Source organism: Photorhabdus namnaonensis (assembly GCF_001684335.1).
Classification (GTDB): domain Bacteria; phylum Pseudomonadota; class Gammaproteobacteria; order Enterobacterales; family Enterobacteriaceae; genus Photorhabdus; species Photorhabdus namnaonensis.
The window spans coordinates 98,609-123,626 of the sequence record NZ_LOIC01000095.1; the positions used below are offsets into that span (position 1 = coordinate 98,609).

General features: G+C 42.4%; 22 protein-coding genes. 6 read left to right on the plus strand and 16 right to left on the minus strand.

Annotation, left to right across the window (positions count from 1 at the left end):
* Positions 1 to 8: 8 nt before the first annotated feature.
* The 5 genes from Phpb_RS21865 to Phpb_RS21885 form a co-directional block, all read right to left on the minus strand.
* The gene (locus Phpb_RS21865; protein WP_065392200.1) at positions 9 to 1,592 is read right to left on the minus strand and encodes a fatty acid CoA ligase family protein; all 1,584 of its coding nucleotides are present in this window, start codon (positions 1,590 to 1,592) and stop codon (positions 9 to 11) included.
* Positions 1,589 to 2,644 carry a hypothetical protein gene (locus Phpb_RS21870; protein ID WP_065392201.1) on the minus strand — a complete coding sequence of 352 codons (1,056 nt, stop codon included), beginning with the start codon at positions 2,642 to 2,644 and terminating at the stop codon, positions 1,589 to 1,591. The genes Phpb_RS21865 and Phpb_RS21870 overlap by 4 nt, the downstream gene beginning before the upstream one ends.
* A complete protein-coding gene (locus Phpb_RS21875; protein WP_240492652.1) occupies positions 2,637 to 5,369 on the minus strand; it encodes a phosphoenolpyruvate synthase in 2,733 nt (910 codons plus the stop codon). The genes Phpb_RS21870 and Phpb_RS21875 overlap by 8 nt, the downstream gene beginning before the upstream one ends.
* Before the next feature lie 167 nt (positions 5,370 to 5,536).
* Positions 5,537 to 8,062, minus strand: coding sequence for a phosphotransferase (locus Phpb_RS21880; RefSeq protein ID WP_065392202.1), 2,526 nt, complete (start codon positions 8,060 to 8,062; stop codon positions 5,537 to 5,539).
* Positions 8,063 to 8,082: 20 nt separating this feature from the next.
* Complete coding sequence (locus Phpb_RS21885; protein ID WP_065392203.1) at positions 8,083 to 9,027, minus strand: prenyltransferase; 945 nt, start codon at positions 9,025 to 9,027, stop codon at positions 8,083 to 8,085.
* A gap of 614 nt (positions 9,028 to 9,641) precedes the next feature.
* Here Phpb_RS21885 and Phpb_RS27325 point away from each other — a divergent pair.
* On the plus strand, positions 9,642 to 9,773 hold the full coding sequence (locus tag Phpb_RS27325; RefSeq protein ID WP_276204288.1) for a hypothetical protein: 132 nt from the start codon (positions 9,642 to 9,644) through the stop codon (positions 9,771 to 9,773).
* A complete protein-coding gene (locus Phpb_RS21890) occupies positions 9,767 to 10,270 on the plus strand; it encodes a GNAT family N-acetyltransferase (protein WP_065392204.1) in 504 nt (167 codons plus the stop codon). The genes Phpb_RS27325 and Phpb_RS21890 overlap by 7 nt, the downstream gene beginning before the upstream one ends.
* Here Phpb_RS21890 and Phpb_RS21895 read toward each other — a convergent pair.
* Entirely contained in the window at positions 10,251 to 10,553 is a 303-nt protein-coding gene (locus Phpb_RS21895) for a GIY-YIG nuclease family protein (protein WP_065392205.1), read from the minus strand. The two genes, Phpb_RS21890 and Phpb_RS21895, sit on opposite strands and share 20 nt — an antisense overlap.
* Before the next feature lie 274 nt (positions 10,554 to 10,827).
* Here Phpb_RS21895 and bhsA point away from each other — a divergent pair, with 274 nt between their 5' ends.
* Positions 10,828 to 11,079: a multiple stress resistance protein BhsA gene (gene bhsA / locus Phpb_RS21900; protein WP_065392206.1), complete on the plus strand. Its 252-nt coding sequence runs from the start codon at positions 10,828 to 10,830 to the stop codon at positions 11,077 to 11,079.
* A 123-nt stretch (positions 11,080 to 11,202) separates the two neighbouring features.
* Positions 11,203 to 11,634 (plus strand): YhbP family protein, encoded by a 432-nt coding sequence (locus Phpb_RS21905; protein WP_065392207.1) that lies wholly within the window; start codon positions 11,203 to 11,205, stop codon positions 11,632 to 11,634.
* Between the two features lie 167 nt (positions 11,635 to 11,801).
* On the opposite strand, the gene ridA is transcribed toward Phpb_RS21905, so the two are convergent.
* Both ridA and pyrI read right to left on the minus strand, forming a co-directional pair.
* The gene (gene ridA, locus Phpb_RS21910) at positions 11,802 to 12,188 is read right to left on the minus strand and encodes a 2-iminobutanoate/2-iminopropanoate deaminase (protein ID WP_065392208.1); all 387 of its coding nucleotides are present in this window, start codon (positions 12,186 to 12,188) and stop codon (positions 11,802 to 11,804) included.
* A gap of 93 nt (positions 12,189 to 12,281) precedes the next feature.
* A complete protein-coding gene (gene pyrI, locus Phpb_RS21915) occupies positions 12,282 to 12,746 on the minus strand; it encodes an aspartate carbamoyltransferase regulatory subunit (protein ID WP_065392209.1) in 465 nt (154 codons plus the stop codon).
* A gap of 871 nt (positions 12,747 to 13,617) precedes the next feature.
* Between pyrI and Phpb_RS21920 the strand changes: the two genes are divergently transcribed.
* Complete coding sequence (locus Phpb_RS21920; protein WP_065392210.1) at positions 13,618 to 14,838, plus strand: DUF819 family protein; 1,221 nt, start codon at positions 13,618 to 13,620, stop codon at positions 14,836 to 14,838.
* Between the two features lie 303 nt (positions 14,839 to 15,141).
* Here Phpb_RS21920 and pyrB read toward each other — a convergent pair whose 3' ends face one another.
* The 3 genes from pyrB to argF all read right to left on the minus strand — a co-directional run bounded on the left by pyrB (position 15,142) and on the right by argF (position 17,389).
* Positions 15,142 to 16,065, minus strand: a complete 924-nt coding sequence (gene pyrB, locus Phpb_RS21925) for an aspartate carbamoyltransferase (protein ID WP_065392211.1) — start codon at positions 16,063 to 16,065, stop codon at positions 15,142 to 15,144.
* A gap of 3 nt (positions 16,066 to 16,068) precedes the next feature.
* The gene (locus Phpb_RS27155; protein ID WP_240492653.1) at positions 16,069 to 16,245 is read right to left on the minus strand and encodes a hypothetical protein; all 177 of its coding nucleotides are present in this window, start codon (positions 16,243 to 16,245) and stop codon (positions 16,069 to 16,071) included.
* Positions 16,246 to 16,372: 127 nt separating this feature from the next.
* Complete coding sequence (gene argF, locus Phpb_RS21935) at positions 16,373 to 17,389, minus strand: ornithine carbamoyltransferase (RefSeq protein WP_065392212.1); 1,017 nt, start codon at positions 17,387 to 17,389, stop codon at positions 16,373 to 16,375.
* 164 nt (positions 17,390 to 17,553) lie between these two features.
* Here argF and rraB point away from each other — a divergent pair, with 164 nt between their 5' ends.
* Positions 17,554 to 17,961: a ribonuclease E inhibitor RraB gene (gene rraB / locus Phpb_RS21940; RefSeq protein WP_065392213.1), complete on the plus strand. Its 408-nt coding sequence runs from the start codon at positions 17,554 to 17,556 to the stop codon at positions 17,959 to 17,961.
* Between the two features lie 239 nt (positions 17,962 to 18,200).
* Here the strand turns inward: rraB and Phpb_RS21945 are convergent, their stop codons facing one another.
* The 5 genes from Phpb_RS21945 to Phpb_RS21965 all read right to left on the minus strand — a co-directional run bounded on the left by Phpb_RS21945 (position 18,201) and on the right by Phpb_RS21965 (position 24,878).
* Entirely contained in the window at positions 18,201 to 21,011 is a 2,811-nt protein-coding gene (locus Phpb_RS21945; protein WP_065392214.1) for an RHS repeat-associated core domain-containing protein, read from the minus strand.
* 389 nt (positions 21,012 to 21,400) lie between these two features.
* Entirely contained in the window at positions 21,401 to 22,174 is a 774-nt protein-coding gene (locus tag Phpb_RS21950) for an amino acid ABC transporter substrate-binding protein (RefSeq protein ID WP_065392215.1), read from the minus strand.
* 87 nt (positions 22,175 to 22,261) lie between these two features.
* Entirely contained in the window at positions 22,262 to 23,026 is a 765-nt protein-coding gene (locus tag Phpb_RS21955; RefSeq protein ID WP_065392216.1) for an amino acid ABC transporter ATP-binding protein, read from the minus strand.
* The gene (locus Phpb_RS21960) at positions 23,004 to 23,705 is read right to left on the minus strand and encodes an amino acid ABC transporter permease (protein ID WP_065392217.1); all 702 of its coding nucleotides are present in this window, start codon (positions 23,703 to 23,705) and stop codon (positions 23,004 to 23,006) included. The genes Phpb_RS21955 and Phpb_RS21960 overlap by 23 nt, the downstream gene beginning before the upstream one ends.
* Before the next feature lie 399 nt (positions 23,706 to 24,104).
* Positions 24,105 to 24,878, minus strand: coding sequence for an amino acid ABC transporter substrate-binding protein (locus Phpb_RS21965; protein ID WP_065392218.1), 774 nt, complete (start codon positions 24,876 to 24,878; stop codon positions 24,105 to 24,107).
* Between the last annotated feature and the right edge of the window lie 140 nt (positions 24,879 to 25,018).

Below are 25,018 nucleotides of genomic sequence, written 5' to 3' on the forward strand. Positions count from 1 at the left end.
ACTTTTCCTTATTTTTCCTTGTGTGGAACGGAGGACAATTGGCCTTTTCTGAGCATATTTGTCAGCGCAATGCGGTTTATTTTGCTGTTATGACGAATATCGACCGGAATAGAATTCACATAATAAACACGGGTAACTAGCGTGAGCGCCAACTGGTCTAAAATAGCGGGTAAACCTGTCGGTAGAGTGGCGCTTTCCAGTATCAGAGCGGCTCCGCCTAAAGGATGTAGTACAAACGCGCTTTGAGTAACCTCTGGTAGTTCATTGATCCTTTTTTCCAGTATGTAGGGATGAATGATACGACCATCATCTAACACCACTTTGTCTTTTACCCGTCCAAGTAGCCAGAGCTGTCCTGTGGTGTCCAGATAACCAACGTCGCCGGTACAGTGCCAAATACCCCCCTGTTTACGTGGGAGTTTGTTTTCTTTCGTTGCTTGAGGATTATCAATATAGTCTTTGAGCACATGAGGCCCGGCAACCAAGATTTCACCGATATTACCGGCGGCCAGTGGGATAATTTGTTGGGGGTTGGCAGTTATTTCCCGAATACATATTTCTGCTTGTGTCACCGGTTTTCCGACCAGATAACCATCATGAGTTGTCCAGTGGTTTAATTGAGTCGTCATTTCGACGGTACTGATCGGTTCAACCTCGGTGGAACCATAGACCACTAAATGCCGAGCATGTGGAAAAACGATCAGGCAGTTTTCAAGCAGAGCCTTGTTGGCAGGCGCACCACCTACGATGATTGTTCGCACGTTGGGGAATGACAACCCTTTGCCCTTAGCGTAACCAGTGACTTTGCTCATATAGGCGGGAGCGCCGCTGAGGCATGTAATACCTTTGTTTTGTACTTGCTTGGCGATCTTCTGCGGATCGACGGTTGCGGGATGGGCAAAGTCAAAATCAGGCAGAATACTGCTGTTGCCGCAACACAATGAGTGCAGCACCATAACGGGGAAACTGTGTAGGTCAATCTCACTTTTTCCCTCAGGAAAAAGTGCTGTTATGGCGTAAAGTTGTGCTAGCAGGCTGTCATGAGTGCGGTTTGCGCCTTTGGGTATGCCGGTGGAGCCTGAGGTAAAGGTAATTAACCCAGTTGTATCCGACGGTAAATCTCGGCAGATAAAGCTATCTAAAGGTAAATGTTGATTGGGTGTTTCCAACGCTTTCATGCCCCAGATACGTTGTCCGATGACAAAACGTCGCAGTCGCCACAGTTCAGGGATCAAAAACCAGAATTTTCCTAACGTAGGTTGGGTGATCACTGCTGATAATTTACTGCGGCGCAGTATCTCTCTCAGTTGCTTTCTGGAAAGCCCGCGTTCAAGCATAACTGGAACGAGCCCTAAACCCAGAATAGCGATAAGCAACGGATAAAGGACTAAGCCTGGTTGAATAATCACTAATAAGCGATCGCCAGCGACGAACCCGGCTTGAGTTAATAGACGCTGGAAATGGGAGGCATGAGAAAAAAACGCTTGAAAGCTTAAGCCGCTACTGTGATCCAATGAATGTGGCATTTGCAGGGCTAAATGCTCAGGATGTTCTTGGGCTGCATGGACAATTGGTTGACAAATATTTGTCATGCGATCCTCCTGTAATAAAGCGCATATTGATGCTTGGTGGCCGACGGTGTATTGAAAAGCCGTCCTGCGGTCTTGAGCGATGTATTATCTTCACGCATCAGAGCGCCTCCCAGACGAGGGTGAATACGTCTGGCACTCTGTTCAAATGAGTGGTACAGCGTGTTGTACAGCCGACTGCCCCGGTATTGTGGTGCGACTGCCACGGTTTTTAACAACCCGATAGCGGGCCGACCTTTTTGTAGAACTGACAGGCTAAGAATTAACCCAGCAATTTCGCCACTAGGAGTTTTAGCCAGAAATGACGCGGGGTAACGGCAAAAAGGTTTAATAAACTCCTCACCGCAATGCTGCTGAAATGTGGGCCAAGACGGGGTGGTATAAGCGAAGTTCTCGCCAAACACCGAGTCGATAAAAGAATAAAGTTTAACTTGCTCTTGCATCCATAATTCTGATGTTAACGGCAATAATGTCGCTTGAACATCAGGAAGTTTCTGCGCACGTTGATGAGCTTGCTGAAAGTTGCCTGCTATTGCCTGAGTATCGTCGAATAGCGAGGTATAGCGATAACGGATATCAAACCCTAACTCTTTTAACAAAAGAGGATAGTAAGGAGGGTTATAAGGCTCATGGTCAAAGGGAGGAACCTCAAAATGATCAAGTCGAACGCGGTAATGGCCGAAGGTTGAAAAATTAATGGGTCCGTAGAGATTACGCGCACCATTTTCCTTGGCCCATTGTTCTAGGGCGCTAAACAGCATAGTGTTGCTTGCTATGTCATTATCGGTTTCCCAAAAGCCGAAAAATGCGGCAGGTTGACCATCAACGCTATGAGGTACTAAAAAACCGACAAGACGGGCTTTTCCCGGAATACAGCCAATCCAAGCTTTACTGTGATTAAACCAGGAATTATGCGGGCTGAATTGCTGTTGCACTTTTTCCCGATCTTCGCCCGGCCAGAGCGGCCAATCGCGATAAATAATGGGTGGAAGGTCAAGAAAACCTTCTGGCAGTGGATTGGCCGGAGACCATTCTCCCATGAATATATTAGACATGTTCACTCCTTGATGTCTGTTCTTCTGTTAAGCGGACAACACTTCCAGTTGCGCCATCCATGCGTACTCGATCGCCATCTTTCAAAATTTGTGTGACGGCGGGAATACCGACAATTGCGGGGATACCCAGTTCACGGGCGACAACGGCGGAATGTGAGAGAGTAGAACCTCGTTCGATGAGTAACCCACCGGCGGTAGGGAATAACGGCGCCCAACCCGGATCAGTACGCACAGTACAGAGGATCTGACCTGCCAGCGACATTTCATCTTGTGGGTTTTTAATTAATCGGATGGTTGTTTCAACCTGCCCTGGGTAACAACCTATGCCTTGTAGCACGCTGCTATCAGTTGGGGACTGCTTTTCCTGATAGGGGTAGCTGTAATCTTGTTGTTGATACAGCGAGCCTCTAATGAAAAGGTGATGAGCGGGTTCATCCTCGGTTTCGTAGCTGGCATATTCTTGCTTGCGTATAGCAACTAAAGGCTTAAGTTGGGTTTGTATTGCTGTTCCTTCGTAGCCGCTGTAGATCTCCTCTAACGTGAGATAAAAAATATCGCGGGGTTCAGCGAGGATACCTTCTAGTGCATAGGCTTGACCAAGTTGTATGAAAATATCCCGGTATAGCCCAAACATACGGGTCCGGGTGAAGCGCATATTTTCCCGGTGGCGTATCGCTTGACGCAATTTCAGCAAATTCTTTTTGAAGGCGTTCATACGTCTGGAGCCAAGTCGCTCGTGTATGTGCTGAAATGCCGTATTTTCGGCCTGAGTACGCAACTTTCTTTCCCGGCTAGATAGCGTCTCTGGCGTGAGAGTATCGATAGCAAGGTAATTTTTTAGTATCAGAAATAGAAAACTGGGATCTTGTTTTAGCGTGATGGTTTCTAGCTTCAATTCCCCCATCGTGCGATCGCCATATTTTTTAATATAATCGATGCACTGCTGATGGAATGATTCATCGAGTTTGCGTACTTGGGTCAGCAGGGTACGAGCATCACCGCGGGTCAATAGGTTGCACAACTCAGGGAGCTGGCGTGCATATTGGCACATCTTTAACAGCACTTTGGTCGGTTGGGTGCTTTCAATATCTTCATCCCCAGAGAGAAGATCACCTAATAACGCAGATGAATTCTCAATACCGGCAGCAATTAGCTCCCGATTTACCCGGCCATTAAACATCATCACATAGAAATCGTTCAGGATCGGCGTTGTCCAGCGTCGTAGCAGATGTTCATCCAGATATTTCAGTTTCTCAATGAGTTGGCCGCTGTTACAAGTATGCGGTTCTGCTTGTTTTATCGCGGCGTCATGCCATTTGAACTGCTCTAAAAATAGTTCTACCCGTTGATCCATAGTCCTAAAGGCATATAACAGGCGCAAGAGTGCCCATCCCATTTTGGGCAGTTTCTTTATTTTATCGCCCAGTGAAAGTGCTTTATCTTCAACAAAGTCAACTGGGTCTTCTAGTCCCATCATTCTTTCCATATCTTTTTTATTGGTTTGGAAAGAGGGGAGTAATAATAGCCCCTTATACCAATTGTTGATGTTGTAATAGATCCTGCCTTTAATCAGACCGAGCATATTTTCCAACATGGAACGATGCTGGTTAACCTGTTTATCCGAGCAACCTAAGGCACGTATTGTCTGTTCATAAACGGTGGCATAACCTGCACGAGCAAAAGAGAAGGTCAGTGGTGTTGTTATGCCGCAATAAGATTCCTGAATATTGGAATTATCGAAGATAATATGGCGCTCGCTTTTATCATCCTGACGTGGCAAGCGGGTTATTGGCCGGGTCTGTAGAGTGAAGATTTTATGGTTTTGAATCGTCCATTCGACATCTTGTGGGCATCCCCGTTCTGCCGCGATTTTTTTGCCAATATTTCGTAATGCATAGATTTCATTATCGAGTAAGGTCGGCTTCCACTGTTTTTCTTCCGCGACGGGTATTGTTATCGTACCGCTGCCATTGGTGGTATCGAAAACAGTTGCTGTCTCTTTTTGTGCGATATGGCGCTCAATCTCGGGTGTAGTGAGGTGAACTGAGAATTCGTCGGTATCGCATTCGCCGGAAACCACACCTTCTCCGGTGCCCCAGGCGGATGAGATGAGGCAATGTTGCCTGCTGCCTGTCACTGGGTGGGCAGTAAACATGACACCAGAAACCTCACCGGCAACCATGTTTTGAATGATGACAGCACTACTTATATTGCCCATCGGTAGCTGTTTGTGTAGGCGATATTGTAATGCACGCGTGTTAAAAGCTGAGGCCATCACAGCACGTAAGCTATTGATCAGCGCTGATTTACCTCGTTGAAATAGGTAGCTGTCCATCTGCCCGGCGAAAGAGGCATTGGCGGCGTCCTCGCCAATGGCTGATGAGCGAACAGCGAAAAATGTATCTGGGTGATTCCCTGATAAGAGAGCCAATTCTTCTTCTAATTCAGTAGGCAGTGGAATCGACTGTATCCACTGACGCAATGGCGCAGCAATAGTGTCGAGTTTTTCCTGGCTGATATCACGTGGTACGGCAGCCAACTGTTCTATGATGTTGTTTGCAAATGTATCTTTGATGAGTAGGCTATTGAGTACTTCGCTACTGATGACCCAATAATCAGGTACAGGAAAACCGTTTTGTGTAAGCCATAATAAATTAGCCGCTTTGCCGCCTAAGGAGTGTTCCGACAATTCAATAGCGTTATCTTGAGAGTAGAGATATTTCATATTTATTCCACCAATGCAGCAATAGTATACTTTGCTTACATCATGGTCTTATTTGCACGTAATATTGTTGGCGTGAATAGATCAATAAGATATGAATGTATTACAAGCTATTGCCGCACCCTTATTTTAGAGGAAGAGTAAAATTAAATAGTATGTTCGGTTGATTATTAATTCCGTGTTAATGAAATAAGCCAGCGGAGAGTTTTCATGGTGCGCTCCATAAATGGATAGCCAACAACATTGTGGGCCATCATATAAAGCGGAATTCTTCTCATCCATAAATCACGCAGCGCTAACTCATAGCCACGACGCCAATTTATTGGATCAAGAGAAAGCCCCGATTTTCGCTCAAGTTCAACCCGATGTAGTTCAATATAATAGGCCACCTTATCCGCATCGCTTTGTTGGTCTAAACTAAAGGCCAGAAGTTCCGCCAAGTCGCGTTGTGGTAGATGCACAGTAGACAATTCCCAATCCCAAGCGCATAAACGTAACCCGGTTTCCTGTTGCCGGAAGGCAATATTGCGCGGGTTGAAATCACCGTGGATCAATGTCCTTGGCATCTGTTCGATTTCCTTCCACCAGATGGCGGCATTGTCTACCCAGTACTGGAAATCTTCCTGTTCTTCGGTGGTGAACAACTCAGGGAATGTTCGGTGGACAAAATCGCCTAGTTTTTGCCACAGGGGCTTCATCTGTGAAACCGTATCGGCATTCGCAATTTGCAGTTGTGGGAACTTCCATGTGAGCTCTTCTTCTCGCCCTAACCAGATAGAATGAATATCGGCTACTCCTCGGATAGCGGTTTCAAGGTGGCGCTGCTCCCAAGGTGTTTCCAGGTTAATGTTGTTCATTAACACCATATCGTGGAGCAATTCTTCAATCAGGGCATAAGTTCCGGTTGCTTCGTTTTCAATCACACCATAGATAGTTGGAATATAGCGCATTAACCGTGGATCTTGCTGATTCATAATAGCCAGCTCACGGCTATGGCTTTGGTTAAATTCAAGCTGATGTTCAAAATCTTGGAAAACGGCAAACAACTCGGGAGAACAGTGTTTAGCGATATCCAGTACCATCTTGACGATTTCTGTTCCCAGCGGTTTCAGTTTCAGCATCACGGGTAAATTGTTCTGTGCGGATGTCGTCATGGAAAAAGGAAATAATCCAATTAAACGTTCCGCGTAATTTGCACTCAGATGTGTCAACATGCTGTGCCCATCACCGCCAGAAAATTTAGGTTTAATCGTGGTCAAATGGGCGCCTTGTAACACAGGGTTAAAATCTGCTTGCTGGAAGAAGGAGAGATCAAGTTCCTGTGGGGTGTGTGCAGTGATATTGCTAGTGGCAGCAGGGCGATAGCGGCCAAGTTTTTCATGCGATTGAGCGAACTCATCCGCAGCGATGGCTGACAGTGTTGAAATATCAAGGGCCAGACAGTAGCTGGCGATGATCTCCGCCAGGCGGGCGGTGCCGTTTTCATCGGTGCAGCCCAACATGTTCAGACATTCACGTTGGTGTGGTAAATAAGTTCCGCCACCGATTGTACCGATGATCAGAGAAGGCAGTGTAATGCTGCAATAGACGCGGTTATCGGCAGTTAATGTCATGTGCAGGTGGGCGACTGACGATTCATGTACACAGGCGATGTCTTGCCCTAGAGCGGTAAACATCCCGGCAATCACATTTGCGGCATTAATATTCATGCCGATCATTCCTGAGGCGATAGCGCCTTCGCAGACATGATGATAAGCCGTGACAAGTTGTTGTGGCGTGACTCGCAAGATTTGCTGGCAGGATTCAGCATCTAAATAAACCTCAGCCACTACGCGAGTTCCCCGTCCTTCGATGAAAGGTTGATAAGACACCTTTTTATCACTAGATGTATTACCATCGATCATAAAGTGACGTAGCGGTATAAACGCCATTTTGGCTAACTGTTGTTGGATCCACTGACATGCATACCAAGTGCAGATGGTGGTCATGTTTTGACCTGCCGCGGCGGCGGTATTGTAGATAAATTGCAAATGGACGCTGCGACCGATGATATGTGGATTTATTTCCAACAATTGCGCGTGTTTGGAATGGCGTCCTATTTCATACCGTAATTCGCTGATATGTTCTTTGATCCAATCACTGAACATAATGCTATGCGAGACGCTATGAAATTCAAAACGAGGGGCTCGTATCATACGTTGACCGAGTACGCGCGTGGTCGTTCCCCCTGATTGCGTAATGGCGGAAGAACCACGGGATGCCGAAGCAATTAAAGCGCCTTCTGTGGTGGCAAATGGAGCATAATATACTCCTTGAGCGTATTGTCCCTTTATTAAGAGAGGGCCGGCGATCCCCACAGGGATTTCTATTGAACCAATAAACCCCTCAATGGTTTTTGTCAGTTTGGTCGCATCCAGATGGGTATTTGCCACGTATTCCAATCTATGCCCGGTATGTTTTGCCAAATAATCCAGACGTTTTTGTCGCGCCTCCTCGGTGTAGGTGTAGAGGTGGCGGCGGGGCAATAATTTCACTTTAGCTGCTTCTGTACGGACGGCAGATGCTCCTTGGTGTTTTTTGATGCTGAATATGTCACGTGACAATTCTAGAATAGAACCTCGCGCACAGTTTTCTATGTGATCAGTGGTATCATCTGATGCATCACTTACATATGATTGGATATTCTTTTGCAACATAATTATATTTCCTTTAATACCTAAGCAAACCCAAGCTTTATTAGGATGCTGGCAGTGCAAACCGAGTAGCCCAGCACCATAAATATTCCCACGACAGCTTCATCGCGTTTGCGATTTTGGATAGTGGGGTTACGGAGGAATTTACTTAATTGCCATAGACACAATGCATAACAAACAACCAAGGTAATTAACGCCCATAACGCTATACCATCAGTGGTGATATGGATTAGCCAAATCTGTAATATCAACATTATGGTGAGTAATACCGCGATAATAGCGACGGCCCCTTTTCTGCCGAAAATAGATGAGTAGGTCGGTATTTCCAGGCGCTCTTCATCTGGGCCTTTACACTTCCGTGTAATTTCAAAACTGAATCCAGAGAAAAAGCACAATCCCATTAAGATCCATATTGGGACAGTGAATGTGAGGTTAGGGCTGGCGATATTGCCCAACCACCAGATAATAAGTGGCATTACCAGCATATGGGAAATGGCATACCAAGTAAGGTGTTGGTTTAGCCATTCACCGATAAAAAACTCTTTACCCATAAGGCAGGTCCAGATAAAGACCAATAGCCAGGCAAAAGTAACGGAACCAATTCCCCGATCTAAAAATAGACTTCCACCCAATTGTAATGCGATACAGCCGATGCCAAGTACCCGTAGATTTTTCAGCGTAATAATTCCGCGTTGTAAAATCCGCTGTGGATGATGTTCACAATCCAGTTGATAATCCTTATGCTCATCGAATATCCGTAATAGTAAAAAATAGGAGAAGGACATCAGGCAACCGAGCAGGATTTCCCATGATAAAACCGGTTTTTCCCCTATTGAATAAAAAGCTACGGAATAGCTGATGATATAAAAGATAAAGAAAAGCGGCGCATTTTGTAGCGGGAAACGCTCATCCATCCATAGCTTTATCCTCTTACCGATGAATTTTGAATAAATATCTTGGCCTTCCATACATCATTCCTATTTATTGTATAAAGACTAAACTATATACGTTCGTGAAAATTCAGCTCAAGGACAATCAATCCAGAAGAGAATCTTAATAAAGCCTATGCGTGCTTTTTAACACTATCTCTCTAAATAACTTCAAAAATACGTATAGACTGGAGTCATACATTAAGCCAAAAGTTTGCCATCGGCTATAATCAGTATGTGTAAATTTTAATTTTAGCATGCAACTTATGTTTACAAATTTTTCTATAACTGTATGTTTATATGATATTTTTATTTTGCCGTCAGATTGAGGAATAACGGGCTCCGATATCAATTTCAGACAAATATAAATGAATACCCGCTTCGTTATCTGTATAACTTGTCACGCAAATAAATTTTTCATAGGACAAAGTTACTCCATATAAAATACCGGAATAAAACAATAAATGATTAGTTATTATAATTGAATGAGTGATGAGATCTTTTGATTTAGCGCAGTTTATAGTCAGATATTGCCACAATAATTAAAAGGTAATATTTACAGTTAGGTCTATGTTGGATTCTTGATGTAGGATCGGGAAGTGCCTATTTTGGCTAAATAGCTACGTTACTTTATTAAGTAAGGAGTCTGAGCTGTGTTAGGAAAAATCCACAATCTTACTCTGTGCTGGTTTACTACTGTCGGTTTATTGCAATTGGCTGAGTGTGTAAAAGCGGGTTTGACGGAGGGCGCGGATCAGCACGATCTTGCGCGATTATCATGTTGATCAGGGTAGAAATTCCGGTAGATGCGGCAGGAATAGACCAGTTATTACGGAAATCTTTTGATACCCCGGCGGAAGCGGAATTGGTCCAACAATTGCGGGAAGAGGGATTATTGACGTTAGGCGTGGTAGCCACAGATGACGAAGGCCAGGTAATCGGTTACGTGGCTTTTAGTCCGGTGGATATTAATGGTGAAAATCACCAATGGGTTGGTCTGGCGCCGTTAGCGGTTGCTGAAGAATATCGTCGGCAGGGAATTGGTGAAAAGCTGGTGTATGAAGGTTTGGATAGCCTGAATGAATTTGGTTACGGTGTCGTCGTTGTTTTAGGTGATCCACACTATTATCGCCGGTTTGGTTTTACGTTTGCGAGTGAGCACCGGCTGTATTGCCAATGGCCAGCGTGTGAAGCTTATTTTCAGGTCTATGAATTAGCTGATAGTTTTTTGGCTGACCATCAGGGGTTGGTTACTTATTCCCCTATTTTTGGCCGTTTCTAATCGATGCTAAATATTCTGCTATACAGATGGGCTGGCAAATAACCAGCCTTTCTTTTTGCTGTTTACTTAATTGTTTTACCTGATATTCCAGCCGAGAGGCACTGGAGCGGTCTCCGGCATAACTACTGAAAACGAGCTGTAACGGTCCTTTCCCTCTCAATGATTTTGCTCCTTTCCCGTTTTCATGTTGTGCGAAACGGCGATGAATATTTGTTGTTATCCCGGTGTAAAGTATCCCTGATTTTGTTTTCAGTAAGTAAAGAACCCATTGATTTTCAGCCATATAATTTTTTTCTGAATTTTCTATTTTTGATATCTATGTTTTACTCGAACGTTTTTCTATATCATTTTTCTGAATAATTTAGTTTAAGTTATTATAATATAACAGTTTTATAAAACCTGTTACGTATCAATTCGCTGTACGCTGTGTTATTTATTCAAAAAAATTGAAATAGAATAGCAATAATTGCTAATTTTTATTCCGGCCTTTAGAGCATACTATGATCCACATCACAGAGAGTAACTCATTCCACTAAAAATTGATCAAGGATCATAGTATGAAAAATGTAAAATATATTGCTGTTGCTTTAGCTTTAAGTGCTATCTCTTTTGGTAGTATGGCGGCAAAAGAAGTTCAAACTTCTTCTTCCCCTAAAGCCGGTGTAGTTTCCGTCACGGGGGTTGATACTTTGGAAACCCTCAGTGCCGAGTTGTCCAAAAAAGCTGACAAAGCAGGGGCATCTTCTTTCCGCATTATCTCTGCTGGCGGTAAGAATCAATTATCAGGTGTTGCTGAAATCTATAACTAATTTATAGTAGAGCATACTGAACCCTGGCCCTGTCAGGAGATGTCAGAACACGCCGTAGGATGATGTTTATCCCGGCGTGGTTCTAGGCTTCCAGGCAGATACAGTCCTGCTATTGGAGAGAGTGTGAGCGCCACTGAAAACTTTCAGATTATCTACAGATACCTCGTAAGACAGCATGTCCTAACGCTTTGTACAGCAACCGATGATGATATTTGGTGTGCAAATTGTTTCTATGTTTTCAATGCCGATGAGATTGCTTTCTGGTTTATGACTGAACTTCATACTCGCCACGGTGAAATGATGCAGGTAAACCCGCAGGTTGCAGGTACTATCTCCGGGCAGATTCGAAATATTGCACAGATAAAAGGTATTCAATTCAAAGGGGAAGTCATTCGTCTTGAGGGTGAAAAAGATAAAGCTGCCAGAGCACATTATTGCCGCCGCTTTCCTGTGGCAACTACTGCTAAAACACCTATCTGGCAACTGAATCTAAGTGAAATAAAGATGACTGATAATACGCTTGGATTTGGTAAGAAAATTGGCTGGCCGCGATAGATAAAGATAATCCTTGTTGTTTGATACGTTTGTCCTGTAAATCAAAAATTACACGGTCTTCTATTTTATCTGAAACAAAGAATGGAGACTTAATATTTGAGGTTCAGTGAGAAGTGTAACCCCTTGGCTAGTCACTAACCAAGGGGAGGTAGAAAACAGGACGGGGATTATTTACGGATCGCGATAGCTTCGATTTCGATTTTAACGTCTTTTGGCAAACGAGCTACTTCAACACAAGAACGCGCCGGGAAAGATGCATTGTGTTCTTTGAAGAATGCTTCATAAGTTGCGTTAACGGTACTGAAGTCATTTAGGTCTTTAACGAAGACAGTTGTTTTAACAATATCACCTACAGTGAGACCTGCTTTCTCAACGATAGCTTTAACATTTTCCAGTGATTGACGAGCTTGAGCGGCGATATCTTCTGCGACATCACCGGTTTCTGGATTGACTGGGATCTGGCCGGAAGTGATGACCATATTGCCAAGATCAACACCCTGAACATAGGGACCAATTGCGGCAGGGGCTTTATTAGTATTAATCTCGTATGACATAGGTTCTCCTGTTAATGTGATAACTAAGTGAATATTTCATTGAAGGTACTATTATAGTGTCCGCTGCTACCTCAGCAACTGACATTAAATCGTCTAATCGTTGCGTATCACCACACTGCGGTCGAACTCTTTCTCGCAGTATTTGCAGGTCAGCACCACATCTTCCGCTGTTACTTTTACTCGAAAACTGCTTTCTACTGGCTCATTGTGGCTGATGCAGTTGCTATTAGGGCAGACTAATACGCTATCGATACGTTCAGGTAAGTTAATGGGAAGTTTCTTCACAACTTCGTAGTTTTCAATACAGTTCACCGTTGCATTTGGCGCATACATAGCGAGTTGGTTAGCTTGCTGTTCTGTCAGGAATGTATTTTCGATTTTGATGATATCTTTTTTACCTAGTCGATTGGAAGGCAAGTTCAGGCCGATGGTAATACGTTGATCGGTTTCAGTTAGCTTAAACAGAAAGAGTAGTTTGAAGCCGACCTGAGCCGGGATATGGTCAATCACCGTACCGCATCTAATAGCTTCGACTTGTAGTTTATGATCTTGGGTCATAGTGTTTTGTATGAATACATTTTAGTGACAACTTTCTGTATTCATCCTCCAGAATATTGTTAAGAATCGACACGTCTTCCATTTTAGGCGGTGTCACCCTGTTTATCCAGATAAGACGTAGACAAATCAATATTATCTTACTGTTGTTATTCCATATACTTAGCTTTAGCCGTCATTGTTATAAGAATACTATTTTGAATTTATTTATTTTGGCTGTTTTTTTGAATTATTTATCGTATTTAAAAGGTATTTTAATATCTAAAAACTAATGGTCAATAATAGATTGGTTTAATTGATGTTTGTTAATAATATTATTTGTTATATTAAATAAAATGAAGGATAAAACTTTAAAGTATTTATTTGAATAATGAGGGGTAAATATATTGCTTGCTATTTCTATTGAAAAAATATCTTGATTAGAGAGTTATTTATAGGGTTTTAATAAATGATTGCTATGAACCTTTAGATATTATTTTAATAATATATAAACTCAAGCAATAATCAAATTTTTACTTTTAGAATAAACAGTTTTATTAAACTATATCTGATGAAAAAAGTATTATTGAAAAATTAATTATTGCGTTAAATAAAGTGTTATTTATGATGGTTTAATAAAATGAGTAGCTTATTTTATACGGTTACTTTAACACGTAAGTCTGGTAAAGATATGCCAACTACCTTATAGCGTTGATTGCTTTATTATATAATGAACCGATCTAGCTGGTTTTACTCATTTTTCGCCTGAATGGTGGTATTATGGTTATGGTAATCTGGTTCTGTTTTTTTATAATAAATCAATCTGTGGTGAGGTTATTTTAAATAGAGAAGGTGAATTCTATAATATTAACTTGGAACATATGAGGAAGAAATAATGAATAAAGCGTTAATTAATCCCGATAATATCTTAGCCCTTTGGGCTTTTATAATGATTGCAGCTACGTTAGCGATTGTAATGGAACAAAGATATAGGTGGGCATCGAAAGTACCTGGTGCGGTGATAGCGTTAATTATTGCCCTCTTAGCATCCAATTTAAAAATAATTCCTACTCAATCAGTAGTATACGATGCAGTTTGGCAATATATCGTTCCGTTGGCGATACCTTTATTATTATTTAAAATTAATTTACATAGTATTATTAAAGAAAGTTGGAGACTACTTATACTATTCTTGCTCTCTTCTATAGCGACGATGGTGGGTGCAGTCTTGGCTTTTAAAATCTTAAAAAATTATATACCGGAGCTGGATAAAATAAGCTCTATGATTGCGGCGTCATATACTGGTGGGGGAGTGAATTTCGCGGCAATGGTTGCCAAATTGAAGCCCACTCAAGATATGACTGCATCCACGATCGTTGCTGATAATCTGATGATGGTCTGTTTTTGCATAATATTAATAACATTAGCGGGTTGGTCATTTGCAAGAAGGTTTTGGGGGAGTCCTTATTCTAACACTATGGTGAATGATTCTAGTTTAGATAAATCAAAATATCTTGCTGCATCTTATTGGCAACCTAAAAATATCTCTCTAAAGGATATTGCGTTATCTTTAGCATGGGCGATTTTTATTGTAGCAATTTCATTTCAATTCTCGGCTTGGATAAAAACGATTTCACGACAGACTGGGAATATTTATCAGGAATTGCTTTTTAGCTTGATATCAGATAAATATCTTATCTTAACAACCGTAACTTTTACTATAGTTTCGATATTCAAAAAAACTTTTAATAATTTAAATGGCAGTCAGGAGTTGGGAACTTACGCAATTTATATATTTTTTGTTGTAATAGGTATTCCTGCTTCAATAGGGCTTATTATTAGCAATGCGCCTTTGTTGTTTTTATTTGTATTCATTATAGTAATGATTAACTTATTATTAACTCTTGGTTTTGGTAAGTTATTCAAATTTAACCTTGAGGAAATTATACTTGCATGTAATGCAAATATTGGCGGCCCAACAACTGCCGCAGCATTAGCGATTAGCCGAGGTTGGATAGGCTTAGTTGGTCCTATCATGGTTATTGGAACGGTAGGATATGTGATTGGCAACTATATTGGGACGATTGTTTATTTTGTTGTTACAGAGATTTTGTGAAATTAATCATAATATTCTCAGGTTAATATTAAAAAATTATAATTTTATTTCATTAGATTATTTTCCCTCCTTTGTCGTCAAAAGGAGGGAGCCGGGCAGCATATAGACAAAAGTGACGGTTTTTGTGTGCACTTTACTGCCCGGAGATGCTGTCTTGCTCACTGGATGGGCAAGACGTATTTTGGCATCATATCGGGTTTGTCTTCGATACCGAAGGTGGTCAACAGACTGATTAATCGTTATTCCAGAAGAAAATAATAACCCATTATATTCGTGGATAAAAAAGTATTTTCTCTATTTTAATCATTCACTTAAAACTAAAGATAATAGAGCCTGACGAGCATAAATACCATTCTCTGCCTGTTGGAAATAATAAGCATAGGGCGTTTCATCTACATCGACAGTAATTTCATCAATACGTGGCAACGGATGCAGAACTTTGAGGTTCTCTTTCGCTCCGAGTAGATCGGAGGCGCGTAGAACAAATTGTGCTTTTACGTTGGCATATTCGGATGGATCAAGGCGCTCTTTCTGTACACGAGTCATATAAAGAATATCTAGTTCCGGTAATACTTCTTCAATATTCGAGTGTTGACTGTAGGTTGCACCTTTTTCATTCAGCATATGAAGAATATGGTTTGGCATTGCCAATGCTTCCGGGGCGATAAAATAAAAGTGATTGCCATTAAATTTCGCCAGCGCTTGTGATAGCGAATGGACCGTGCGGCCATATTTCAGATCACCAACCATCGCGATATTCAAACTATCCAGCCGTTGCTGAGTTTCCTGAATCGTGAACAGATCCAACAAGGTTTGAGTCGGATGTTGGTTGGCGCCGTCACCGGCATTGATAATCGGAGTGTGGCCGGAAAACTCAGAAGCCAGACGTGGGGCGCCTTCCTGTGGATGGCGTATCACGATGGCGTCAACATATTGGCTGATAACGGAAATAGTATCGGCTAGCGTTTCACCTTTCTTACCTAGGGAGGTGTTGCTGCTGTCTGAGAAACCGACAACTGAAGCGCCAAGGCGATGGATTGCTGTTTCAAAAGAGAGGCGAGTACGGGTGGAAGCTTCGAAGAAACAACTGGCGATAACCTTGGGTTTCAGCAATTCAGGTTGTGGTCTGGCTTTCAGTGCAGCGGCAGTCTGCAACACCAACTCCAGATCTTCGCGGCTCAGATCATTTATTGAGATGATATGTTTGCGATATAACGGATTAGCCATTTTTCACTCTCCTCTAATGCTGACATCCGGGATGGCGATCATGAATTGATTACCGGGCAAAAAAAAGCCCCTCAATGAGGGGCGGTCAAATAATTGGTTTAGCAACGGGAAAACAATGACGGCTAGCCGCCCTCTTTCAGGCAATTGTGCTTTATGACAAAAATAAGCGCTGTTTTTCATGATTTCTCCCGGCAAATTGTCGCGCATTATACTCGTGAAAAATCTTACAGCAACTATTTGACCGAAGAAAAATAAGATTGGTAGGATCATATCTTTAAAGACATGATCCTGCCGATATCTCAACTAATTAAATTTTAAGATCATTTGCTAGTGTCGCCACCATTACCGCTTTAATGGTATGCAGACGATTTTCTCCTTGATCAAACACAATACTGTGCTCTGATTCAAAAACTTCATTGGTAACTTCCAGCCCGCCATACATATTAAATTCAGCCGCGAGCTGTTTGCCTAATATCGTTTCTTCATCATGAAATGCCGGCAGACAGTGCAGGAATTTTACCTGTGGATTGCCTGTCATGTTCACCACATCCATATTCACTTGATAAGGTTTCAGGAGGTTAATTCGTTGTTGCCAAACTTCTTTTGGCTCGCCCATCGAAACCCACACATCGGTATAAAGAAAATCAGTATTTTTAACCCCTTCGGCGATATTTTCCGTCAGAGTAATTTTACCTCCTGTTTTTTCAGCCAGTTTCTGACATTCAGTCACCAGCGCGGCATTGGGCCAGTACTTTTCAGGGGCAATCAGCCGAACATCCATGCCCGTTAGTGCCGCGGCTTCTAGCATGGTATTACCCATATTGTTACGGGCATCCCCCAAGTAGGAGAATTTGATTTCTGACAATGGTTTTTCTGGTTGATGTTCCTGAATAGTTAGCAGATCGGCCAGTAGTTGAGTAGGGTGAAATTCGTTTGTTAGCCCATTCCATACTGGAACACCTGCATATTTTGCCAGCGATTCAACGATTGTTTGGGCATAGCCGCGATATTGAATACCGTCATACATACGGCCAAGTATACGAGCGGTATCTTTGATCGATTCTTTATGACCAATCTGGTTACCACTGGAACCGAGGTAGGTGATATTTGCTCCTTGATCGTAAGCTGCCACTTCAAATGAACAGCGGGTACGGGTGGAATCTTTTTCAAAAATCAGCACGATGTTTTTGCCTGTTAACAGGGCTTTTTCTGTACCAGATTTTTTAGTCGATTTTAATTCAGCCGCTAGCTTTAACAAGGCGTGAATTTCTGCCGAGGAAAAATCAAGTAACCTTAGAAAATGACGCTGGTGGAACGGATTCATTGTTTGGTGTCTCCGTATTTATTGTTTGCATTTAAATTCAATTTATATCTATAAAAATGCAATTTCAACTCCGTATTGGATTTCTTTGATGTAAACAGTGGTTAGCCTGCCTATGGTGTGGGAGAATGGGGATTGGGACGGCCAACTGCTTGAGGATATTTGGTATGGCAAATCAAAGAGACTTAGAAGAACAACGCGAAGAAACGCGCCTTATTATTGAAGAATTACTGGAAGATGGTAGTGATCCTGATGCACTTTATGCCATTGAACATCACTTTTCTGCTGAGGATTTTAGTCTGTTGGAAAAGGCCGCGGTTGAAGCCTTTAAACTGGGTTATGAAGTGACTGACGCGGAAGAATTGGAAGTCGAAGATGGTACGATTCTGATGTGTTGTGATGTTATCAGTGAGTGTGGATTGAATGCGGAATTGATTGATGCCCAGGTTGAACAGTTGGTGAATCTGGCGGAAAAAACTGGCATTAATTATGACGGTTGGGGCACTTACTTCGAAGATCCTGATGAGCAAGATGAAGATGATTTGCCGGAGCAGGGTGAGAGTAGACTTCATTAGTATATACCCAATGGATTTCAAGATGCATCGCGACGGCCAGGGAGCGAATCCCCGGGAGCATAGAGAACTATGTGATCGGGGTGAGTGAGTGCCGCCAACAAAGAGGCAACTTGAAAGATGACGGGTATAATCAATATGTTAAGAATCCTGTATTAGCTCTGGTCGTGATTGATACATGTGATTCAAAACAAAATAGTCCTTATCTGCTTTGGCGAATAAGGACTATTGTATTTAATAGACTATCTTATCAAACCGTGTTCTTTGACTTTTGCAAGAATAGTTCCTCTCCTAATTTGGTTTGCCTCGGTGACTTCCCTTTTTAATTCTTGTCCTAACTCATTAGAAACCAGATCCTTATGTTTCTCTGCGAGCTCGCTTAATTCTTCTGCGGTGTGAACAACGCCGGTTACTTTCCACGCCAATGACAGACCTTTGAACGCCACTTTGGCTACCGGATGTGGTACGACTGCGGCGGCGGTATCCAGTGTGGCGCCGACTGCCGCACCCAGCGATGCCCCGGTGATGAGTGTATCTGTTGCCACCTCTTTTAAATCATCAGTTGCTTTTTGCAGCTCTTCCAATTTTTCTGGGGTGACGGTAGCAGTAGCCGCACCTGCCTTAAATACTTTTTTTATACCTTCGAAAGTGAGACTAAGATTATTAATTGCATCGGTGCCTGCGGCTTTTGTTAGCTCAGTTTTGTTTAGTTCACCGACATTGCCAGCCGCGGCAAATTCTCCGGCGGTCGCGACTAAACTTGCCCCTTCTTTTATTGCTTGAGCGCCGGGGACTTGTCCCTGTGCGAGATGTTCTGCGGCTTCTTTGCGTCCCGCTATGTTATGGGCCATCTGCTTCATCGGGTCATAGTTTGCTTTTAAAGCACTCGCTTTTTGGGTGATTTTGCTGACTTGTTGATCACCATAGGATTCAGAAGCAGAAGATGGCATCTGAGGTTTTTCAGTTTGTTGATTTTGATGTTTGTAAAGTTCGTATACCATACCGCCAACACCTAATGCACCTGTTGCTACGGTTTTAAAGATACGCCCATCTTCATCTATGCCAGTCATTGGATTATTTCTTACCATACGGTACAAATTCAGGCCATCTACTGTGCCAGCTGGGTCAGCGCTTAACCATCTACCGGCCCAAGGTTGATAATAACGGTAGCCGTAATAGTACAGTCCCGTTGCATCACGCTCTTTGCCTGAATAACGAATGGTTTTGTAACCCGCTTCAACCTGATTTCTTGCCGCCCATACTGCGGTGCCGCCGTAGGGGTAATACTCTTCCCAACTGATAATTTCACCGTGCATATCCAGTTCTAATTCGCTGCTGTGTGTAAGATTATCGTAGCTGTATCTGACTTGATCGTTATCTATGCCAGTGGGTTGGCCTTTTTCCCAGTGTAGAACGCGTACTTGTGCTTTCCCTGCCTGCCCGACAGTAATAATTTGCAAGTCTTCGGTGATATTGGCGCCGCTTTGAGTGGTATGTAATTCCAACCCTGGCAGGTAAGTGACTCGTTGTTGTTGCGTGGCATTGGGTGTTTGCTGTTCATTTATTTTCAATAGCCGCATTCCGTCACTGCCATAGCGGTACCATTCGCGCACGCTGTTACCACTTTGGTTCACTTGTTGTAGTTCTCCCCGTGGTGTCCAGTTTAAGGATTGCCCTGATAGCAGACTGGTTTGATGACCACCTGCATCAAAGAATGTATCAACGAGATTGGGATCGTTGGTGAGGGTACTGAGGACACCACGGTTATTGCGGTTTGAAATGGTGATATCTGTGGTGTAGTTATTGTTACTTGCCGGAGCGCTATGCCGGATTTGTATCAGGTTGCCGCTATCGTCGTAGGTATAAGTGCGAGTGTAGTTAGTATAGGTATTGTCATCGGTAGGAAGAGGGGTAATTAAAGGAGGGAGCTGGCTTCCTTGCTGACCAATGTTAGCCATCTCACGGCCGGTTGCTTTGGTGAGTTGGTACAGAGAGTCATAGGCATACGCATTTTCCGGTACTATTTTCTGATTACGCCAGAATCGGGTTGCTTCTGCATCATTACGAATATTGATCACATTGCCAACGGGATCATATTCATAACGTAAATCCTGTAGTGGTTTTGTGCTATCTTTAGTCCGGCGAGTTTTAATGTTAATTAATCGTTGGGTCTCTGGTTCATAGGTATATTCCGTAATAACGCCGTTACCATGTTCTTCTCGTAATTTCTGTCCGGCTGCTGACCAGGTAATAGATTGCACAATAACTTTTTCGGATTGGCCTTTTAGTGTTAACCAGCTACCTTTCAATTGACCTGCTACATCATAGGCCAGCCGCTGTATATTTCCCTTAGAATCGATTTGGGTTAGCAGAGCACCAAAGGCATCAGTTTTATTTTGAGTCGTGAATATGTTGTCATTCAGTTTTGTACGCCAACTATTTTCATCATCACCGTGCCAGTCAGTTTCTTGGTTATCGGCTATTAATTGACGAGATTGTGATAAAACCGCTCCCGTCAAGGACAGACTTTCCAATTGTGTCAATCCCGCCGTGTCATAATGGCGTATACATTGCCCGGCGAGATTCTGGTTTTTCTCTGCATCGGTATTGTTTGCCCAAATAAAGCGCTCTGTGGTTTTCTCGTTCTTTTGTATTGACTCGGTAATAGCCAGTAAGCGGCCGGGTAAGGTATTACCTTCATAGTGATGGGTCTGGCGATTGTCAATTGCATTGATAGTCAGTACAGGGCGTCCTTCGATATCGTTTAATGTAATGGTTCGGCCGGCATCGATACTTTCTTGACGCAGCGTATTACCAATGAGATTAAAGGTACGAGTGAAGTTTGAACCACTCTGATTTTTATATCTACGTGGGTCTGTGCTTTTTACTTGAAATCCTTGAATATTAAATTCATAGCGAGTGATCAATTCGTCGCTATTGGTTTCATCGGTTTGAGTACGCCGATATTCCAGCGTACGGATATTCAACCCTCGATTATCTCGTACGCTGACAGAGGGAGTATTTCGGTTAATTGCAGAATTGTCATGACTCATATTGCAGCTCCTTATGCTGTTTTAGTCTGTTGGCTGGTTTAATAGTAACGAACTGAGACTTTACTATGGAATGAATAAAACCTTTAACAGAACAGTATGGTAATTTTTGAAATTGACAGTATGAGAATTAGTATTTCAATAGATAGGGATAAAATGGTAAAGAGGAAAGAGATTGTTTTTATTAAATGATATTTTTACACTGAAATAAATATTTTGGTTATTTAATTTTGATTAAATGGAAATTAATTAATAACTATCTTGAATATATGTTTAAAATAATTATTAACGAGAAGATATTAATTTAATAATAATTGAAATTTTTTGAATGTAAAAAGAGAAATAATTAATTGATAAATAACCACCTCTTGCAAGCAGAGGCGGTTATTTTCTTATTTGGAAACATCGGTACCGAAATACTGAGTGGAAATGCGTAGATAGGTGCCATCGGCTTTGATATCGGCTAGTGCCTTATCGATAGCGGCTTGTAATTCTGGTTCGCCTTTACGGATTAGCACACCGACTGGATCGCCATTGGGTTCGGACGCGACAACTTTTACCGGTGCATTGGGTTTGTGTTTCCTAAAATCGAGATAGGACAGATTATCGTTGATAGTAGCATCAGCCCTGCCTGTGGCAACCAAATCGATGGCCTGATTAAATCCTTCGGTTGGGACGATTTCCGCACCGAAACGTTTTGCCAACCGGGCATAATTGCTGGTTAAGCTATGGCTGGAGGTTTTACCTTTCAGATCGCTAAACGTTTTTATATTGTCATTATTTTTCCGGGTGATAAGTACGGCTTTAGATATGATATATGGCGCGGAAAAGTCATATTTCTTTTGGCGTTCTGGCGTAATCGCGACCTGATTAAGTACCGCGTCATAGCGTTTAGCATCCAGCCCGGCAATAAGCCCATCCCATTTGCCTTCGGTAAACTCGGCTTTGACATTCAGACGTCGTGCGATTTCGCGGCCAATATCAATATCAAATCCAGTTAAAGCTCCTGAGGCATCGTGATAGGTAAATGGCGGGTAAGTTCCTTCGGTAGCGATTTTGAATACCCCTGTTGATTTAATATTATCAAGGCCAGACTCTGCATGTGCAGAATATGCAATGCCGAATTGAATAACACCCGCTAATAATGCGGTGAACAACGTTTTCATTTTCTTTCTCCAAACTGTTAAAAAATTTATTTGATGGTCATTAACTGATTCTTGGATCAATTACGGCAAGGTTATTTTAACGGTGGGTTATATCTCCCAATCCGGTAAAGTATTGGTTAAGGTTGAAACAAATTCCACAGTACGTTGCTTAACGGCTCGGGTGAAAATCGTTTTCGACGTTCCCGATTCGACAATTTCCCCGGATTCTAAAAATATGACGTCGTGGGCAAGATTGGCTGCCAGACGCAGATCATGGGTAGCCATTAACATCGTGGTTCCTTCTTTAGCCAACTGTTTCAATACGGCAACAACTTCCTGCGATAATTCTGGATCAAGCGCGGAAGTTGGCTCGTCGCACAATAACACCTTGGGCGAAGGCGCCAGCGCCCGGGCAATCGCTACGCGCTGTTGCTGACCACCGGATAGCGTGGCTGGAAAGACATCGGCCTTATGTGACATGTCAACCTTTTCCAGTAGTTCAAGCGCTCGCTGTTTAGCTTGTTCACGTGACCATTTCTGAACCCAGATTAATCCTTCCATAATGTTTTCAATGACTGTGAGGTGGGGAAAAAGCTGAAAGTTTTGAAATACCATGCCGGTTTGTTGGCGAATTCGTTGTATATCCTTGTGAGCAATCCGTCCTTTGCCGGTGAAAGTCATGCTTTCATTGCCGATTTGGAGCTTCCCGACTTGGGGAGTTTCTAATAAGTTGATGCAGCGTAATAGCGTGCTTTTGCCACTTCCTGATGGGCCAATCAGTGCGGTCAGGCTGCCTTCTTCAATGGTGAGATCGATTTGTGTCAGGACTTTGTGCCCGTCAAAACTTTTTTCAATGCCGGAGAGTTGGATCATCTTTTAATTCCTGTGTGTCATTCTTTTGCGAAAACTTCTTTTCCAGACGGGCTTGTAGTGATGACAACACTGAACTGATTATCAGATAAAGTATTGCCGCCTCAGTATAAAGAATGAGTGGTTGATAAGTCACCGCAGCAATACGTTGTGCGGCAAGGAAAAGCTCCGGGACGGTGATGACTGAGGCTAGTGAAGTATCTTTCACCAGTGAAATAAATGTGTTTGAGAGTGGTGGAATCGCGATTCTTGCGGCTTGAGGTAGAATGATCCGACGTAATGATTGTGTCCAGCTCATACCGATAGAGTAAGCCGCTTCCCACTGCCCTTTTGGTACAGACAATAAAGTAGCGCGAATCACCTCGGAGGTATAAGCGCCAATATTCAAAGTGAAACCAATCACCGCTGAGGTGAATGCGCCTAACGTAACGCCGACACTAGGTAAGGCATAAAAAATAAGAAACAGTTGTACCAACAACGGCGTACCACGGATCAACCAGACGTAGAATTTGGCGACAGCAATAAGCGGTTTTGGCCCGTAAAGCCGAATGAGCGCCACGATAAAACCTAGTATGATACCGAGAGTAAAAGTAATGAGAGTTAGTGGAATAGTGAAGGTAAAGCCCGCATAAAGCATAGGCCAAAAAGAATCGAGTACTAAATTGAACCAGGAGGGTTCCATATATTTTCCCTATTGTGTGTAATATAACTATACCCGTCATCTTTCAAGTTGCCTCTTTGTTGGCTGCACTCACTCACCCCGGTCACATAGTTTTCTATGCTCCCGGGGATTCGCTCCCTTGCCGTCGCGATGCATCTTGAAATCCATAGGGTATATATATTTATAGTAATTTTTTTAAATATCATATGGCAAGCTGTCAACTTACATATATAAGATATAGTTATATCATATTGTCATTTTAGATATATCAATTGGTTTATATAAATTAATATATCTAATATTTGGTTAAAATATTTTCTAATTATTTAATTCAACAATGTTAATAATAAAGTCCCCTGGGCGAAAATTTTTCGTTAACTTCCAGGGAACTGTATATCTGAATTAAGCAGGTATTTTCACTTATTCGGAAGGATTATCACCAAAATAGTTAGCCCAAATACGTTGATAGGTACCATCGGCTTTGATGTCAGTTATTGCTTTATCAATAGCAACTTTTAGTTCTGACTCTCCCTGACGAAGTAAAACGGCTGTCTGCCCTGCATTGGGGCTCGTTGCGACAATTTTTACCGGTGCGTTTGGTTTGTGCTTCTTATAGTCCAGATAAGATAAGTTATCATTAATCGTGGCATCGGCTCTGCCGGTACTAACCAGTTCGATTTCCTGACTAAATCCATTGGCGCCGATAATTTCCGCACCGTTATCTCTGGCTATTTGGGCGAAGTTGTTGGTTAAAGTATGTGCTGAGGTTTTGCCTTGTAAGTCGCTGAATGTTCTTATGTTATTGTTATCTTTATTAATGATAAGTACCGCTTGCGATGTGATATAGGGGATGGAGAAGTCATATTTTTTCTTGCGTTCAGGTGTAATCGCAATTTGGTTAATTACCGCATCAGAACGTCCCGCATCTAGCCCGGCAATCAGCCCGTCCCATTTTCCTTCAATAAATATTGGTTTGACATTCAATCGGCGTGCAATTTCACGACCAATGTCGACGTCGAAGCCAGTTAAAGTACCGGAGGAATCGTGATAAGTGAATGGTGGATAAGCTCCTTCCGTCGCTATTCTGAATGTGCCGGTGGATTTAATCTTATCAAGGGTTGATTCTGCATTAGCGGAATGTACGAGGCCAAATTGGATAGTACTTGCCAATAATAGGGTAAGAATTGTTTTCATTCTATTTCTCCGGGTTGTTATAAATTAGTAAATTAATTTATTGTTACCTTGATTAGTGCTTAATGAAATAAATTATTCATAATGATAAATAATTGAATATTAAATTAGACTAAAATTGCATTATTGTTTACCTTTTTGCT